The organism is Sphingobium sp. S6 (assembly GCF_905120495.1).
GTDB lineage: Bacteria > Pseudomonadota > Alphaproteobacteria > Sphingomonadales > Sphingomonadaceae > Sphingobium > Sphingobium agri.
This window is the reverse complement of the sequence record NZ_CAJHOG010000005.1, coordinates 35,851-51,657: the sequence shown is the minus strand read 5'-3', so window position 1 is coordinate 51,657 and position 15,807 is coordinate 35,851. Positions and strand designations below refer to the sequence as shown.

Annotated in this window: 12 protein-coding genes; 2 read left to right on the top strand and 10 right to left on the bottom strand. The window is 64.3% G+C overall.

Annotated features, from left to right (window positions below):
• The first annotated feature begins 78 nt into the window (after positions 1 to 78).
• On the top strand, positions 79 to 1,086 hold the full coding sequence (locus SPHS8_RS14795; protein ID WP_201516201.1) for a lysylphosphatidylglycerol synthase transmembrane domain-containing protein: 1,008 nt from the start codon (positions 79 to 81) through the stop codon (positions 1,084 to 1,086).
• On the opposite strand, the gene SPHS8_RS14790 is transcribed toward SPHS8_RS14795, so the two are convergent.
• The 10 genes from SPHS8_RS14790 to putA form a co-directional block, all read right to left on the bottom strand.
• On the bottom strand, positions 1,069 to 2,091 hold the full coding sequence (locus SPHS8_RS14790) for an NAD-dependent epimerase/dehydratase family protein (protein ID WP_201516200.1): 1,023 nt from the start codon (positions 2,089 to 2,091) through the stop codon (positions 1,069 to 1,071). The genes SPHS8_RS14795 and SPHS8_RS14790 overlap by 18 nt on opposite strands.
• Positions 2,088 to 3,497: a GMC family oxidoreductase gene (locus SPHS8_RS14785; RefSeq protein ID WP_201516199.1), complete on the bottom strand. Its 1,410-nt coding sequence runs from the start codon at positions 3,495 to 3,497 to the stop codon at positions 2,088 to 2,090. The genes SPHS8_RS14790 and SPHS8_RS14785 overlap by 4 nt, the downstream gene beginning before the upstream one ends.
• Positions 3,490 to 3,864: a hypothetical protein gene (locus SPHS8_RS14780; protein WP_201516198.1), complete on the bottom strand. Its 375-nt coding sequence runs from the start codon at positions 3,862 to 3,864 to the stop codon at positions 3,490 to 3,492. Before SPHS8_RS14780 ends, SPHS8_RS14785 begins: the two co-directional genes overlap by 8 nt.
• Positions 3,854 to 4,495: an HAD family hydrolase gene (locus SPHS8_RS14775; protein WP_201516197.1), complete on the bottom strand. Its 642-nt coding sequence runs from the start codon at positions 4,493 to 4,495 to the stop codon at positions 3,854 to 3,856. The genes SPHS8_RS14780 and SPHS8_RS14775 overlap by 11 nt, the downstream gene beginning before the upstream one ends.
• Positions 4,492 to 5,481 (bottom strand): UbiA family prenyltransferase, encoded by a 990-nt coding sequence (locus tag SPHS8_RS14770; RefSeq protein ID WP_201516196.1) that lies wholly within the window; start codon positions 5,479 to 5,481, stop codon positions 4,492 to 4,494. The genes SPHS8_RS14775 and SPHS8_RS14770 overlap by 4 nt, the downstream gene beginning before the upstream one ends.
• Complete coding sequence (locus tag SPHS8_RS14765; RefSeq protein ID WP_236575193.1) at positions 5,474 to 7,027, bottom strand: ArnT family glycosyltransferase; 1,554 nt, start codon at positions 7,025 to 7,027, stop codon at positions 5,474 to 5,476. Before SPHS8_RS14765 ends, SPHS8_RS14770 begins: the two co-directional genes overlap by 8 nt.
• Positions 7,027 to 8,514, bottom strand: a complete 1,488-nt coding sequence (locus SPHS8_RS14760; RefSeq protein ID WP_201516194.1) for an aspartate aminotransferase family protein — start codon at positions 8,512 to 8,514, stop codon at positions 7,027 to 7,029. Before SPHS8_RS14760 ends, SPHS8_RS14765 begins: the two co-directional genes overlap by 1 nt.
• Positions 8,515 to 8,616: 102 nt before the next feature.
• Entirely contained in the window at positions 8,617 to 9,273 is a 657-nt protein-coding gene (locus tag SPHS8_RS14755) for a response regulator (protein ID WP_201516193.1), read from the bottom strand.
• Positions 9,270 to 10,859, bottom strand: a complete 1,590-nt coding sequence (locus SPHS8_RS14750; RefSeq protein WP_201516192.1) for a sensor histidine kinase — start codon at positions 10,857 to 10,859, stop codon at positions 9,270 to 9,272. Before SPHS8_RS14750 ends, SPHS8_RS14755 begins: the two co-directional genes overlap by 4 nt.
• Before the next feature lie 163 nt (positions 10,860 to 11,022).
• Complete coding sequence (gene putA, locus SPHS8_RS14745) at positions 11,023 to 14,628, bottom strand: trifunctional transcriptional regulator/proline dehydrogenase/L-glutamate gamma-semialdehyde dehydrogenase (RefSeq protein WP_201516191.1); 3,606 nt, start codon at positions 14,626 to 14,628, stop codon at positions 11,023 to 11,025.
• A gap of 177 nt (positions 14,629 to 14,805) precedes the next feature.
• Here putA and SPHS8_RS14740 point away from each other — a divergent pair, with 177 nt between their 5' ends.
• On the top strand, positions 14,806 to 15,789 hold the full coding sequence (locus SPHS8_RS14740; protein ID WP_201516190.1) for an alpha/beta hydrolase: 984 nt from the start codon (positions 14,806 to 14,808) through the stop codon (positions 15,787 to 15,789).
• The last annotated feature ends 18 nt before the right edge of the window (positions 15,790 to 15,807 follow it).

Here is a 15,807-nt window from a genome sequence, read left to right as displayed (position 1 = left end):
GATAAGGAGAAGCCGAAACCTTTTGGGTAAGACTTTCGCGCCAAAGACATGCGCGGACCCGTCAACTATCACCGTTGAATGGCATCCGATACGACCTGGTGGAATCAGACGGGTTCACAGCTTCTGGCGCTTGGCGATTGGTGCGCCCGGGAAGGGCGGCGGGCACCGGTTCGCCTTGTCCTGCACGTCGCTGTCGGGGTTGCATTTCTCTGGCTCTTCTTGCGGCAAGTGGATCTGGGCCCCGCCCTCGCGGCCGCCGGCCGGGCGTCCATCCTGCCGCTGTCGATCGCGCTTGCCGCTTACGCCGCCGACTTCCTGCTACGCGCGGCCCGCTTCTGGCTGTTGCTGATGCGGGCGTCCGGGCAAAGCTTGCCCTGGGCCAGGGTGCCTGGTCCGTTCATCGCCAGCTTCGGGATCAGCGACCTGCTGCCCTTGCGCGCGGGGGATGTGTTCCGCCTGCTCTGGTTCCAGCGGAACATGGGGCTGCGGTCTGGAACCGTGCTTGGGGCGATGATGGTAGAGCGCTTTTTCGACCTGTTCACGCTTCTGCTGCTGGGCCTTGGCATCTTCGCATGGCACGTTGCGGGCGACTGGCTTTTCTGCCTGATGCTGCTGATCCTTGTTTGCGGCGTGGCTGGATTGCTGGTGCTGATCGGGAGCCGCATGGCGGAAAAGGCGGGCAGCATGCGCCACAAATGGCTGGCATGGCTGGTGTCCGCCATCGGTTGTTTCCAGATGCTGCGGTCGCTGCGGCTGCTGGCCGGTCTGACGGCCATGTCGCTTCTCTGCTGGCTGCTGGAAGCGATGGTCATGATGGGGGCATGGATCAGCCTGAACGGCGCTGTGGAGCGGTGGGCGGCGCCCATGGCCGCCTTCGTCGGCAGCACGCTTGGCACCTTGTTTCCCGGGTTGCCGGGCCATTTCGGCACGTTCGAACTGTTCGGACTGGAGATTTTTTCGCGCAGTGGCGTGGAGCCGGGATTTGCCGCCGCTGTCCTGCTGCTGGCGCATCTTCTGCTGTGGGCACCGACGGCGTTGTTCGCGATCCTGTGGCTGCCGCTCAGCGGGTCAGGAAAGACGGCGTAGCAGTCCGATCATATGTTGATCGACGGCCGACCGATGCGCGGAGGCGCCGCGTTCGGCAACGCGGTGCGTGCGGAACCAGTCATAGCTTTCCGCCAGCATGTCCGCATTCGAATAGCGGGCTGTCCAGCCAAGCTCTTCAAGCGGCGCGGTATCGAACCAGCAGTCGCGATGATAGGTCCGATATTGCCATGGGACGAGCGGCGAGAGCCGCATCCGGCGAAGCAGGCCCAGCGCGGCCATGGCGGGCGCGGCCGGCAGGCCGACGATGCGCGACAGGCTGCCAGCATGGGCGATCAATCCTTCAAGATCGTGCCGCAAGGTGCCGAAGCGGTTGGTTCCCACATTATAGGTTCCTGGCTGCCCCCGGGCGAGGACCAGCAGAATGAAATCGACCAGATCGTCGGCATGGATGAACTGCATCCGGTTCGATCCGTCGCCTATGATGAACAGCCGCCGCCCTTCCGCGATCCATTGAAAGAGGATCTGGTAGATGCCGAGCCTGCCTTTGCCCAAGGTGGCGCGCGGCCGGATGATGGTGAGCGCTATGCCCGCCGCGCCGCAAATGTCCGACACGATGCGTTCTGCCGCCAATTTCGACCGGCCATAGGGTTCGAACGGGCGGGGCATAGTCGCGCCAGTGATCGCGCCTCTGGGAGGCAAGCCGAAGATGGCGGTGCTGCTCACATGCACGAATGCGCTTGTTCCGGCCCGGACGGCCTCTTGCGCAACGATGCGCGACCCATCGACATTGACCTGCTGGTAGCGGCTGCCGGCGTTGGACTGGGCAACCAGGGCGGCATGATGATGCAGCACGTCCACGCCCCGCATTGCGCAGGCAACGGTGGCACGATCGCAGACGCTGCCCTGACGAAATTCGATGTCCGGCGGCAGTCCGGGATCGCGGACGATATCCAGCACGCGCACCTTATCCCCGGCCTGATGCAGGCGTAAGGCGACGCGGGAGCCGATGAAGCCCGATCCGCCGGTCACGAGGTGCGTGGTCAAGCGAACCGCCTTTCGATCGCATGAAGTGCGTTGCGATGGGCGATGGCCATGACCGATCCTTGCGGATTGGCGATGGTCGGGCCGCACATCAATGACGCGTCGGCGATGCGCAACCCGTCCCCGCCATGCACCCGTCCCCAGCTGTCGGTCGCGGTGATCCGCTGATTGCCTCCCATCGGGCAGGAGGCGAAAACATGCACCGAAGAGAGCGATGCCGACTTGCGGGGCAGGCTCGCCGGGAGCGCGTCGATTTCAGCAGCCGATCGCAGCATGGGAAGGCCGGGCAGGCAGGGCTGAACCGCCTCTGCCCCGGCGGCGAACAGGGCGCGCAGCAGATGGCGGAGCCCGTCATACAGCGCCTCCAGCTCATTGCTCTCATGCGCCACCGACACGATCGGATCGCGCGCGCCCGGCAGGCACCTGACCCGCGCATGGCCGCTGCCATTCTGGACATAATAAAGCCCTATCCGATCCGAAGCCTGCGCAATGTGGGCGCGCATCGCCGGGTTGCCCGCCAGCGCGAGCGCGAGGAGGGCGGGCGAACTGATCGAGCAGCCAATGCCGAAGCGCGGCTCGAATGCCTTGATCTGGTGGACGGGATCGGGATCGCCGGGCCGGTTCACCGCGTCGCTGAACAGGGCAACCGCCTTCAGCATCGGATGAAAGCGCAGGCTGTTCCCGACATTGTGCCGGATGCCGGACCGGCGCAGCAGCGCAGGCGTCTGGACCGCTCCGCACGCGACGAACAGGCCATCGGCTTCTATCTCCAGCGTGCGCCCGTCGCGGACGGCGCTGACCCGCCATCGCCGGTTGGCGCGGGCGATGCGCAGCGCTCGCGTGCCTGCCATCAGCTCGCCGCCTGCACGGCGGAATTGCGGGATGAAGGTTTCGCTCATCGACTGCTTTCGTCCGCTGGCATAGTCGAACAGCCGGGGCGCCTGCATGCTGTCCCATCCAAGGGCCGCGCCGCCATCGCCCAGCCGCTGCGACAAAGGGGGCGCTCGTCCTGGGAGGCCCGCAACCCTGGCTCTCGCCTCGCAGGCGTCGAAATGCGGCGCAAGCGCGTCGGGCGTCAGCGCATCGACCTGATACTCGCGCGCCCACCGGTCCAGCACATAGGCGGGCGTGCGATGGTAGAGCCCGCGATTGACCTCGCTCCCGCCCCCGACGCAGCATCCTTCCATATAGCTGATCGATGGTTTACCGAAGGCGAGGCTGAGACCCCTGTTGCGATATTTGCGCACGATCTCTTCGCCGGAAAAATGCCTGCATGCGTCCAGCGGGAGGTCGGGCCCTTCCTCCAGCAGCAGCGTCTGGAAACCTGCCTCGGCGCATAGCGCTGCGGTGACTGATCCGCCGGGCCCTGAACCCAGGACCGCCACATCGACGCGAAGCCGGTCAGCCATAGCGCCTGTTCTCCTGCTGTCCGCTCTTCTCCTCCTGTTCGTCGGGCCACAGCCCGAACAGCGTCAGGCTGACATAGAGGGTCATTAGCATGCGGCACGGCCCGAGGACGGATCGCTCCCACGCATCGATCTGCCGCAGCCGGTCTTCGTGGCGCAGGCGGTGGAATGGGCGGCCCCGCGAGACGATCGGCCAGGCGTCGAAGGCAAGCGTCGCCAGATGGAGGGGCGGGCGGAGATAGCCGGGCATGCCAGCAAGGCTGTCCATGACGAAGCGGAGCGCCACGTCCGGTTGCGCGGCATCGCCTCTCTCCCGCCGCGCGACCGCCTCGACGAGTGCGCTGATGGCGGAGCGGGCATCAGGCATCATGGCGGAACATGGGCTCCCGAAAATGACGGAAGTCCCGGCCACGGATCAGGGACCGCACGCCGATCCGCCGCGCCGCTTCACCGTCCCGGTCATCGCGGTCGCCGATCATCAAGGTGCGGGCGGGCACGGTCTTCGCCTGATCGATCAGCCACAGCAGGCCCGCCGGGTCGGGCTTCAGGCGGCCGACATCCTCCGCCGTCACGCACAGATGCGCCGACAGGCCCAGGGCGGTCAGCTTTCCTTCGGGCCGATAGTCGGAAAAGACGGCCAGCACATGGCGCTCCGCCAGCCGCGCGAACAGCGATCCCGCTCCCGGCGTGCGGCAGTCGCGCAACAAGGGCAGGGGGCGCTGCTCCATCCAGTCGGCGACGATGGCGCGCACCCTGTCGGGCTGCTGGCCGGGCAAGGCATATTGCGCGTCGGCGAAGTCGCTCGCCATGATCTCGCCCATGGCTTCGCGCTTCCTGCGATAGGCCGACAGCGTGCGCATCACGTGCAGGCTGCGGCTGCGAATGGCCTCCCGCGCGAGCAGGCCGGCCATGCGCCGCCGCAGGCGCGGCTGGTCGTACAAGGTGCCGTCCATGTCGAACACGATCAGGTCGAACCTGTCCCAGGGAACGGCAGTCTTCACGGGCGGGCATAGACATGGCTGGGGGAGGACAGTTCGCTGATCGACGGAATGTCGATGAAGGACAGCCCCGCAAGGGCGGCGATGACGATGAAGGACGCCATCATCAAACGCCGCGACCGGAACAGCCGTTCGGGGCGGGACGCAACCGAATCCCGCCGCATCGCCAGCCAGAAATAGCTGGCGAACAGGACGGCGATGAACGGCAGGGCGAATATATATTCTTGCCGATAGCGGATCAGGAACGCCGCGACGAAGAATGCGGAAAGCATCGCATAGAGCATGCAGGAGACTGCCAGATTTTCCGCATTGTAGCTGGCGAAGGACCGGCGATAGCGTGCCAGCAGATCAGCCCCGCCCGTCTCGCTGATGTCGCGATATTCGGCCAGCCGCTTTGCCGCCATCAGGAACGCGCCACCCATCCAGTAGGCGAGCAGCAGCGTCGCGGGCGCGCGGCTGTAAGGTTCGATCATCGTCCAGCCCAGCATCAGGCGGATGGGATTGTTGATGCTCTCGCTGATCACGTCGAGATAGACGCGGTCCTTGGTACGCACCGGCGGCACATTGTAGATGATGCCCGACAGGACGAAGGCCGCCGAAGTCCAGGCGAACAGCGCCCCCAACTGTACCGCAAGCGACAGGCCCACGACGACCAGCAGCAGATATTCGGCATAGACGATCGGTGCCGACAAGCTGCTTTGAACCGCGGTACGGGCGGACTTGAGCGGGTGAAAGGCGTCGAAGTCGCGATCCAGCCATTCGTTGATCACATAATTGGCCGAAGCGATCGCCACGGCGCTGATCAGGCCGAGCAGCAGCGTGACAAGGCGCGGGTCCTGTGCCGGATCCCGCAGCACATAGGCCAGCACGATCCCCGGGAGGATGAACACATGCTTCGTCATATGGTCCAGCCGGGCGATGGCGACATAATCGCGCCACCGTCCATGTGGAGCCTGAACTGGACTGACCGTCATGGCTTCCTCACTCATTGTTGCCCTCCTTGCCCCACGCGCGTCGATAAATGGCGCCGTCCTCCAGCTTGGCGGCGCGTACCAGGTTCAGGCGACCGGCAAGCTCGCGCTCCGACGCCATGTAAAAGCGGAAGTCGATCCCGTTCAGGAAGACGACATAGGCATTGCCGCGCGCCAGCGCGGCGCTGGCTGACGCCAGTTGCCTGGCATAGGGGAACTGCGCGTCCTCCCGGCCGATGCGCAGGCTGATGTGCATGGGAACGTCGCGCGCCGGACGGCGCAGCAGATAGCCGATGACATCGGGGCCGTTGGAGTAGATTACAGCGTCCCGCGGCAAGCGCGCGACCGCCGCGATCGTGGGGGACCGGACCCAGTCCAGCGCCGCATAGCCCACGCCCTTGTGATAATCATTGTAGGTGCGGACGGTCGTGCGGGCGGCATGACTGGCCAGCATCATGCAGCCAATGCCGATCAGGATGAAGCGCGGCAGGCGTGCTGCCGTGGATGCGCGGTCCAGCTGCGCCACCGTGATCGCTGCCGCCATGACGCTGGTGCAATAGATCGGATAGGCATAGCGGCCATTCATGTGGAGATTGGCCTCTATCGATGTCGCGAGCACCATAAAGGCGAGGTAGGTAAAGAAGAACAGGGCCAGCGGCACGGCGAGCAGGGACACATCCGCGCCACCTGTCCGCCTGAGCGCGCGGCGGCCATGAAGGGCCACGGCGAAGAGGCCCGCACCCAGCGCCAGGAGGAACACGGCGCCACGCGCTGGTCCTGGAACATCGTCCGGCAAGAGCCAGGCGGTCATCGCGTGGAAGCTCAGCCACCAATCGGCCACCGTCATGTTGCCCAGCCACTCCAGCGGACGGCCGGTCGACCTGCCATTCACCGCTTCGCCTAGCGCAACCCATCCAAAGAATATGAACGCCGATGGGATGAGGATGCGGAGGATGTTTGCGAACCTGCCCGGCAAAGGCTGGCGTGGATCGATCAGCAGGAACAATGCGATCGCCGCGCCGAGCGCCGGGCTGGTGAAGCGTGTCAGAGAGGCAAGGCCAATGCCGATCCCCGCCATGATCAGCCAGCGTCCGTCCGCATCGCGCAGATAGCGGGCAAGCGCGATCAGCGTGCCATAGATGGTGGTAAGGAACAGCGGCTCCGACATGGCGAGGCCATGCAGCGTCACCGTCTGCGGCGCGATGATGATGATCGCGGTGCCCAGGGCCGCCGCCGCTGGACTGCCGCTTGCTGTCCGTATCAGATACCAGGCGAGAAAGGCGTTGAGCGGCGCCAGCACCAGCCCGATGCCCCAGGCGCCACTGACGATGTCGATGCCGGGCATGGCCACCAGTTGCAACAAGGCAGGATAAAGCGGTGCGTCCCAGGGCTGGCTCGACAGGCTCATGTAGCGGGTGCTGTCCGGCCAGATGCCGATGCCGTGGTGCGTCACCAGCAGGAACAGCAGAAGAGCGAGGAGCGGCAGGCCGCCCGCGCTGATCCGGTCCAGCACGATGCCGGACCGGGCACGGGCCAGAGCCTCATCGGGTTGGAATGGATACATCACGGCTTTGCCCGGAAGCCAGCCAGGATGCGCTTCACATTTCCAGCGACGAAATGGAGCACCGAGTCCGGAATGCCGCGATCGAAGATATCGTCGAGCCCATCCACCAGCCGATCTATTTCTGCCTTGGTGACGGTGAAGGGCGGCATGAAGTGCAGCATGTCCCGCGCGCCGGGCTGGAAATGCACCAGGACGCCATGCCGGTCGAAAAGCTGCCGGGCGAGCGCGCCGATCAGCACGGACTGATAGGTGAGGAACAGGGGATTGTTGGACACGTCGACCAGCTTGGCCGCCAAATCTTCACGGAAATTGACCCGGATGGCGCGGAACAGTCCCCGGCCGCGCACTTCAAGGAGGGTGCGCGGATATTTGATGTGCAACGCTTCCAGCCTTGCCTCCAGATAATCCCCCATTTCTCGCGCATTGTCGATCAACCCGTCTTCATAGAGCGTGTTGAGCGTCTCGATCGCGACCGCGCAGCTTTCACCGATCCCGCTGAAGGTGGAGCTGTGCAGGTTGCAGTCGTTGCGATTGCCATAGGCCTGTTCGAACAGGGCGCGCGAAGTCACCATCGCGCCGATCGCCCGCTTGCCGCCGCCCAAGGTCTTGGCAAGGGTCACCATGTCCGGCACCACATCTTCGTGCATGAAGGCGCAAAAGCGGCCAGTCCGTCCACAACCGACCTTCACCTCGTCGAAGATCGACAATATGTCATTGTCGCGGCAAAGCTGGGCGAATTGCTTCAGATATCCGGCCGGGGGGACCTCGCAGGCCGTGCCACGGATCGGTTCGATGATGGCTGCGATGATGCTGTTGCCGTTTGCGCCGCTTTCCTCCGCGATCGCCCGGTGCATCGCGTCGATGTCGCCGTACGGGATATAGATAAGATTCTCCTTCGGCACGCCCAGCAGGAAGCCGGTATGGACATTTGTGGCGGTCGTCAGCGCCAGCGCGCCATGCGTCTTCCCGTGGAAGGCGCCGCGCATGCAGAGGAATTTCCGTTTACCCTTTGGCGTCTGGATCCGCTCTGCCAGTTTCATTGCCGCTTCGTTGGCTTCGGCGCCTGAGGTGGAAAAGAAGCTGGTGTCCAGAGGATCGGGCAGGATTTGCGCCAGATTATAGGCCAAGGCCGCCTGCAATTTGTGGGGGGCGAGCTTTATGATGTCGAGCACCTGCCGGGCATGGCACAGCTGTTCGGCGGCGACGATGCGGGGGTGATTATGGCCGAGGCCCGCCGCGCCCATGCCAGTAGAAAAATCCAGAACCTCCCGTCCATCCGCCAGATGCAGCACAGTGCCTGTTGCTGCCCGCACATCGAGGTCATCGAGGCCCAATATGCCATAAAGCCCCAGCAGATGCCGGTTGAGGTGCCGGGCATAGAGGCGGTTGGCTTCGCTGACTTCCAGCGACAGCGATTGTTCAAGCGTCAGGATCGCCGGCTGGTCAAAGGGAGCGGGCAGGATTTCCTGTTTGAACTGGGTTGCCATTTTGACCGATTCTCCCGCCGAACGATGCCGATGGGACAATCTTTATGGACGCTGGAGAGACGCGGGAATCCATGGATTTATATACTCCCAAGGGGCCGTGGCCTAGCCCTTCGGAGGCTCACCATTTGCGACCGTTACACCCTCGAAATAGATGGCGGCCAAAGCGGTGCGGTTGGTGATGCGCAGCTTCTGGAAAATATTGTGGAGATGGATCTTCACCGTGCCTTCGCCAGCGCCCAGTTGTCGCGCGATGTCGCGGTTGGAAAGGCCCCGGCATGCCTGCGCGGCGATCTCCATCTCGCGCGGGGTAAGCGCGGCCAGACCGAGGGACGGACCGTCATCGCGCCAGACGCGGTTGGCTTGACGCGCCATTTCCTGTGGCAGCCATTGGCACCCACGCGCGACGCTCCGCAGGCAGTCGATCAGCGTGTTGGGGGCTGCTTCCTTCAACACGACGCCCCAAATGCCGTTTTCGATCGCTTCGGATAGCTGTTGGGGCGTAATCAAGGCGGTCAGGAAGACGGGCCGGACGGGCAGGTTTGCCATCCTTATGCGCCGCAACAGCGCCAGCCCGCTGATGTCGGGCATGTTGATGTCCAGCACCACGATGTCGGGTTTCAATCGGTCGATCGCCTGGAAAGCCGCCGTGCCGTCGGTCATGCTGCCGACGACGCGGAAATCGGGCTCCATCGCAACCAGTTCGGCCAGGCCGTGCAGCACCACCGGATGATCATCCAGCAGGAAAACCGAATGCTTCATTGCAAAGGCACCTCGATCCGCATCGCCAGCCCGGGCGCGTAGCGCATTATGTCCATGCGGCCGCCCAGGTCCCGAATGCGCGCCCGCAAGGATCGCGGCCAGCCGGGCTTGCGGCCGGATGCCGGCACCATGCCGCAGCCATTGTCGGAGATGGTGAGGCGCAGGGCGTCATCCTGCTGGTTCAGTTCAACGGACAAGCGGGTCGCGCCGCCATGCCGCACCGCATTGGCTGTCGCCTCGCTCAGCAATTGCCTGAGTTCACGGTGAAGATCGCCTGACGCCTCCATGTCGGGCGGGTCGATCGACAGGGCGATATCGCATCCCCATTGGTCGGCCAGTTCATCGGCGCTCTGGGCGAGCGAGAGGGAAAGAAGGCGCACGGGCGGCGCTTCTGTGTCGCGGCTGCCCTCGACGAACAGGCGGATGCGGCGCTGTTGTTCGGCCATGACGCTCGCGACGCTGTCCAGCGCCCCGCGCGCGCCTTCGGGCAGGCTCATACCGGCGGCCTTCAGTTTCAGCGAGGCGGCGGTCAGTTCCTGCAGAACGCTGTCGTGCAGGTCGCGCGCCAGCCGGATGCGTTCCTGCCCACGGGCATTGTCGGCAATCGCATGGATCAACTCCCATCGTTCCAGCTCATGCCCGATGCGGAGCGCGGTGATTTGCGTCAGATGCTGCGTTTCTTCGTGATGATTGGCGGAGCCGATGACGAACAGCCTGTCCGCGCTCCCCGCGCTCCTTACGGGAGCTGATCGCACTCCGGCCGGGTCGGCAGATAGTTTCTCCCACCCGGCGGCGGCGGCGATCGCGTCCAGCTCTGCTGCATGGCTGCGCCGGAAAAGCTCCTTCCATTCCCGCTTCGGGCTTCTGGCGCGCCAGAAGGAGGGCTCGTCGATTTCCGCGATCCTGAGGCCCCCCGCTCCCCACAATGCGACGGTTCCGCCGGAGCCTTTCTGATTTTGCCAGAGCAGCAGCACCTGGCTGACGCCGAGAAGCTCCGACGCATGACGCAGCATGTCGCTCAACAACAGTCGCCGGTCCGTTGGGGCGGGGGCCGGATACCAGCTGGCCAGTTGAGCGAAGCGGTGGCTGCTCCGCGCGCGGCATGCGCCGAAATAGCCGAGCATGGCCGCCGCCACGAGGAAATAGGCCGACCGCATGATCAACAGGTTGAGTTCAGACTCCCCATCCTGCAAATCCTGCCATCCCAGGGCAACCAGCAACAGCTGCATGACGACCGCGCCCAGCACGGCGCCCAGCATGTCCCAGCGGAGCGTCGTCGCCAGCAGGATGAACGGCAGAAAAGGGAAAAATGGACTGCTAAGCTCATCCGTCAGATAGACGAGCGCGCCAAGCGCCAGCAGGTCTATGCCGTGAATGATCAGATGCAGCTTGCTTTCCAGCGGCCAGCGCGGCGGCGTCAGGGCCAGCCAGAGCGAAAAGGCGATATAGCTTGCCAGCAGCAAATGCGCTTCGGCAAGGAAACCGGCCGGGCGTGTCGGGTCCAGGTATATGGCCAAGGCCGCGAACAGCACCGTGACCAGCCTGCCCGCCGATATCAGCCATTCAGGATCGGCACCAACGCGCAATCGCCCCAGAAGAGAGCTTCTTCGTAATGCCGCCAACATGCGCGGCGCCGGTTCTGGCATTTTGCGCGTACGCATATCTTTGCGAGGATTGTCACGAACTTACATGATGCACAAATGCGATTATGGATAAGAGGCCAGAAGGCAACGGCCAATTCCGCGCGCATCAGCCGATCATCATCAGACTGGCGTTCCCGCCAGCGGCAGTGGTGTTGATCGATACCGACACCTCTTCGAGCAACCAGTCGCAATGATAGGCGAGGGGCTGGTCCTGGTCGGCGGCATGGACCGGGATGATCGGCCCAGGCATGGCCGCGGCTTCGGCCACCGCCCGGGCGACCGTCATTCCGTCGCCTTCCACCAGGACGACGGAACAGGGGCCGTCCGCCCAAGCGGAAAATGCAGCGGCGACATGGGGCGGCAGATCGTCAGGCAGCGGCTCTTCGACCACGCCCCGGTTGCCGGTGGCCAGCACCGCCGCCATCTGTTCGAACAAGCCATGCGGCGTCTGGGGCTTCATACCAATCCGGCCACGGGGGTGAAGGCTGTAGAGGTTGCTTTCCCCCACCGGCCCGGGCAGCGCAAGCTTGGTTCCCAGCGCAGAGGCAGCGGCATAGTCGCGGGCTTTCGCCGCGCTGCCGCTTTCTCCCTTCGCTTCCAGCCAGTCGGCGAAAGCATGGATCGGCGAAGCGGCATCCATTGCCCGGTGACGCAGGACGGGCGGCCGGGCCACCAGCCTGCCAAGGTAGAGCGGCCCGCCCGCCTTGGGGCCTGTTCCCGACAGCCCCCGCCCGCCGAACGGCTGGACGCCCACGATCGCGCCGATCATGTTGCGGTTCACATAGAGATTGCCCGCCTGAACGCGCGCCGTGACATGATCGATGGTCTCATCCAGTCGGGTGTGCAGGCCGAAGGTCAGGCCATAGCCAGTCGCATTGATCGCATCGATCAGCGCATCCAGCCGCTCGCGCCGGAACCGCACGACATGCAGGACGGGGCCGAAAACTTCCTGTTCAAGCTCTGCGATATCGCCGATTTCGATGATCGTCGGTGCGACGAAGCTGCCATGCGCCGCCTCGACGGGAAGGGCGAGTTGATCGACATGCGCGCCGCGCTCGCGCATCCTGGCGATGTGCTTTTCGATCCCGGCCTTGGCCTGTTCTGTGATCACCGGACCGATGTCGACCTTCAGCGCGTCGGGCCGGCCGACACGCATTTCACGCAGCGCGCCCTTCAGCATCAGCAGGATGCGATCCGCCACCTCTTCCTGCAGGCACAGCACACGAAGCGCGGAGCAGCGCTGGCCAGCGCTGTCGAAGGCCGACACCAGCACATCCGCCACCACCTGTTCTGCAAGGGCGGATGAATCGACGATCATCGCATTCTGGCCGCCCGTTTCGGCAACCAGCGGGATAGGGCGTCCCGCAGGGGATAGCCGCTTTGCAAGCTCGCCCTGTATCATCCGCGCGACAGCGGTTGAGCCGGTGAACATGACGCCTGCCGTGTCCGGCGCGGACACTAGGGCGCTGCCCAACAGCCCATCGCCGGGGGTCAGCTGAAGCGCATGGCGGGGTATGCCCGCCTCGTGCAGCAGGCGCACGGCCTCCGCCGCGATCAACGGCGTCTGGCCCGCCGGTTTGGCGAGCACCGGATTGCCCGCGACCAGAGCGGCGGCGACCTGCCCGGTGAAGATCGCCAGGGGGAAATTCCATGGACTGATGCAGATGATGGGCCCCAAGGGCTGCTGCTCGGCGCCGAAGCTGGTGCGTGCCTGCATTGCATAATAGCGCAGGAAATCGATCGCCTCGCGCACTTCCGCGATAGCATTGGGAAGCGATTTTCCAGCCTCCCGCATCAGCAGGCCGAGCAGGATCGGCATGCGCGCCTGCATCGCGTCGGCTGCGCGCTCCAATATCGCAGCGCGCTCGTCCACGGACTTGCTGCCCCAATCCGATGAGGCGGCGTGGGCGACAAGGGCGGCGGCATCTTCCGCCGCCACTTCCATCACCGTGCCGACCCTGTCCCGATGATCGGCGGGATTGACGATCGCCCGCTCTTCGCCTGACCCGAAAGTCGGGGCTGCCGTCCAGCCGGTCTCTGCGCTTTCGCGAAGGGCTTGCGAGAGCGCGGCGAGCGTTGCCTCGTCGCTCAAATCGAAACCCGCCGAATTGCGGCGATCGGGATAGATATGGGCAGGCAACGCTATCTGGTCATGCCGGGCTCCCGCATGGGGCATGGCGCGGACCAGTTCGACTGGATCAGCGATCAGATCTTCCAGCCGAACCGCCGGATCGCCGATGCGGTGGACGAAGGAGGAATTGGCGCCATTTTCAAGCAGGCGGCGGACAAGATAGGCAAGCAGCGTCTCATGCGTGCCAACGGGCGCATAGATGCGGCACGGCCGGTCAAGCTTGTCCTTGCCCACCACCTGCTCGTACAGCGGCTCGCCCATGCCATGCAGGCACTGGAACTCATATTGGCCGCTCCTGAAATCCGGCCCGGCGATGCGGTAGATGGTCGCGAGCGTCTGGGCATTATGCGTCGCGAACTGCGGGAAGACTGCGTCAGGTGCCGCAAGCAGCTTTTGCGCGCAGGCGATATAGGCGACGTCGGTATGCACCTTGCGGGTATAGACCGGGAAGTCGGCAAGGCCGTCCACCTGTGCCCGCTTGATCTCCGCGTCCCAATAGGCGCCCTTTACCAGACGGACCATGATGCGGCGTCCGGAACGCCGGGCAAGGTCGATGATCCATTCGATCACGAACGGACAACGCTTGCCATAGGCCTGGATGACGAAGCCCAGGCCGTCCCATCCGGCAAGGTCGCGATCGGTCGCCAGGCTTTCGAGAAGATCGAGCGAAAGTTCGAGCCGGTCCATTTCCTCGGCATCGATATTAAGGCCGATGTCGTAGCGCTTCGCGAGCAGGGCTAGCTGCCTCACCCGCGGCAGCAGTTCGCCCATGATCCGTTCCGCCTGCGCACGGACATAGCGCGGATGAAGCGCGGACAGCTTGATCGAAATGCCGGGTCCTTCATAGATGCCGCGCCCACCGGCCGCCTTTCCGATCGCGTGGATGGCGCGTTCATAGTCGGCATGATAGCGGTCAGCATCCGCAGCGGTCGCCGCTGCCTCGCCCAGCATGTCATAGCTGTAGCGAAAGCCTTTCGCTTCCAGGTTGCGCGCGCGCTTCAAGGCTTGGGAGATCGTCTCTCCGGTGACGAACTGTTCGCCCATCATCCGCATGGCGAGATCGACGCCGCGACGGATCACCGGCTCCCCGGCGCGCGCCACCAGACGCGTCAGCGCGGCGCCAAGCCCACGGTCATCGACGCTGCCGACCAGCTTGCCCGTGACGACCAGCCCCCATGTGGCCGCATTGACGAACAACGACTTGCCGCCGCCCACATGGGCGCTCCAGTCGCCGCCAGCCAGCTTGTCGCGGATCAGCGCGTCCCGGGTCGCGTCGTCAGGGATACGCAGCAATGCTTCGGCAAGGCACATCAGCGCGACGCCCTCTTCGCTGGACAGCGAATATTCCTGGATCAGCGCTTCCACGCCGCTGCCGCTGCGGTGGGCGCGGAGCGTCGTCACCAGCTGGCGGGCGATTTGCCTGATCGCTTCCCGGTCCGGCCCATCCAAAGTTGCGGCCTCCAGCAGCGGCGCCACGCATGCCGCTTCATCGCGGCGATAGGCGGCCGTGATCGCCTGCCGAAGCGGGCTTTGCGAGCGGATCGGGGGCGCGAAGGCGTCGAAGACGGCGTGATGGGGCATGGCCAGCAAATTATCCAAAGATCTTAGGCGTCATATAGGGATAGAACGCCCTGAATTCCGACTTCCCGCAACGCAAAATGTACAGCAAGTGAGCTAGTCCCGCTTTGCGCATGCGAGCGCGAGCGTGTAGTTACTGGCGTCCGGGCAAGAAACTGCTGCTCGAAGGAGGAGAGGCCAATGGCTGAGTGGCGGCATCATTGGGCCGATATCAATGGCCTCACCATGCATTATGTCGAGCAGGGCCAGGGGCCGCTGGTGGTGCTGGCCCACGGATTTCCGCACAGCTGGTTCAGCTGGCGGCACCAGATCGCAGCCATCGCCGCCGCAGGATATCGCGTCGTCGCCTTCGATCTGCGCGGCATGGGGCAGACAAGCGCCCCGATCGAAGTGGAAGCCTATGACGTTCAGCATACGATGGGCGATCTCGTCGGCTTGCTCGACCATCTAGGCGAGGAACGGGCCGTCTTTGCCGGGCTGGATTTCGGGCTCTTCGCTATTTACGACATGGCCTATCACTGGCCCCAACGCATGCGCGCGATCATCGGACTGGGCAATCCGGCCTGGCCTCATGACCCGGACTGCTCGCCGCTGACCGCCGCCCGCGATCTCGGGCAAAGGCATTTCTATCATATCGACTATTTCACGCGGCAGCCGGGCGTTGCCGAAGCCGCGCTTGATGCAGAACCGCGCGCGTTTCTGAAGCGGGTCTTTTACGCTCTCTCAGGCGATTATCATTATGTCGACGTCTGGAAGCACCCGCCCGGCACATCCTATCTCGATGCATTGCCCGAAGCGCCGCCATTGCCATGGCCCTGGCTGAGCGATTTGGAGCTTGAGTTCTTCGTGAGCGACTATGCCCGATCCGGATTTCTGGGCGGGCTGAACTGGTATCGGGCCATGGACCTGCGCTGGGCCTATCGCCGCAAGTTCGAGAATATACCCAACCCCGTGCCCTTCTATTTCCTGACAAGCGAGAATGACACGGACATGGAAGCTTTCCATGGCGACGATCCATTGGCGAAATTGCCAAGCCAATATGCCGACCTGCGCCGCGTCGAGATCCTGCCCAAAGCTGGACATATGCTCCAGATGGAGCGGGCGGCCGAAGTCAGTGCCCGCATGGTGGAGTTCCTGGCGGACATCGACAGGTCGGAAGGCTGATGCGTGGAAGGGCAGAGG

What these genes read in the sequence shown, in the direction of transcription:
- SPHS8_RS14795 (WP_201516201.1), top strand. Translation starts at nt 79, where the DNA reads ATGGCATCCGATACGACCTGGTGGAATCAGACGGGTTCACAGCTTCTG.
- SPHS8_RS14785 (WP_201516199.1), bottom strand. Translation starts at nt 3,497, where the DNA reads ATGGCTGACCGGCTTCGCGTCGATGTGGCGGTCCTGGGTTCAGGGCCC.
- SPHS8_RS14780 (WP_201516198.1), bottom strand. Translation starts at nt 3,864, where the DNA reads ATGATGCCTGATGCCCGCTCCGCCATCAGCGCACTCGTCGAGGCGGTC.
- SPHS8_RS14770 (WP_201516196.1), bottom strand. Translation starts at nt 5,481, where the DNA reads ATGAGTGAGGAAGCCATGACGGTCAGTCCAGTTCAGGCTCCACATGGA.
- SPHS8_RS14765 (WP_236575193.1), bottom strand. Translation starts at nt 7,027, where the DNA reads ATGTATCCATTCCAACCCGATGAGGCTCTGGCCCGTGCCCGGTCCGGC.
- SPHS8_RS14760 (WP_201516194.1), bottom strand. Translation starts at nt 8,514, where the DNA reads ATGGCAACCCAGTTCAAACAGGAAATCCTGCCCGCTCCCTTTGACCAG.
- SPHS8_RS14755 (WP_201516193.1), bottom strand. Translation starts at nt 9,273, where the DNA reads ATGAAGCATTCGGTTTTCCTGCTGGATGATCATCCGGTGGTGCTGCAC.
- putA (WP_201516191.1), bottom strand. Translation starts at nt 14,628, where the DNA reads ATGCCCCATCACGCCGTCTTCGACGCCTTCGCGCCCCCGATCCGCTCG.
- SPHS8_RS14740 (WP_201516190.1), top strand. Translation starts at nt 14,806, where the DNA reads ATGGCTGAGTGGCGGCATCATTGGGCCGATATCAATGGCCTCACCATG.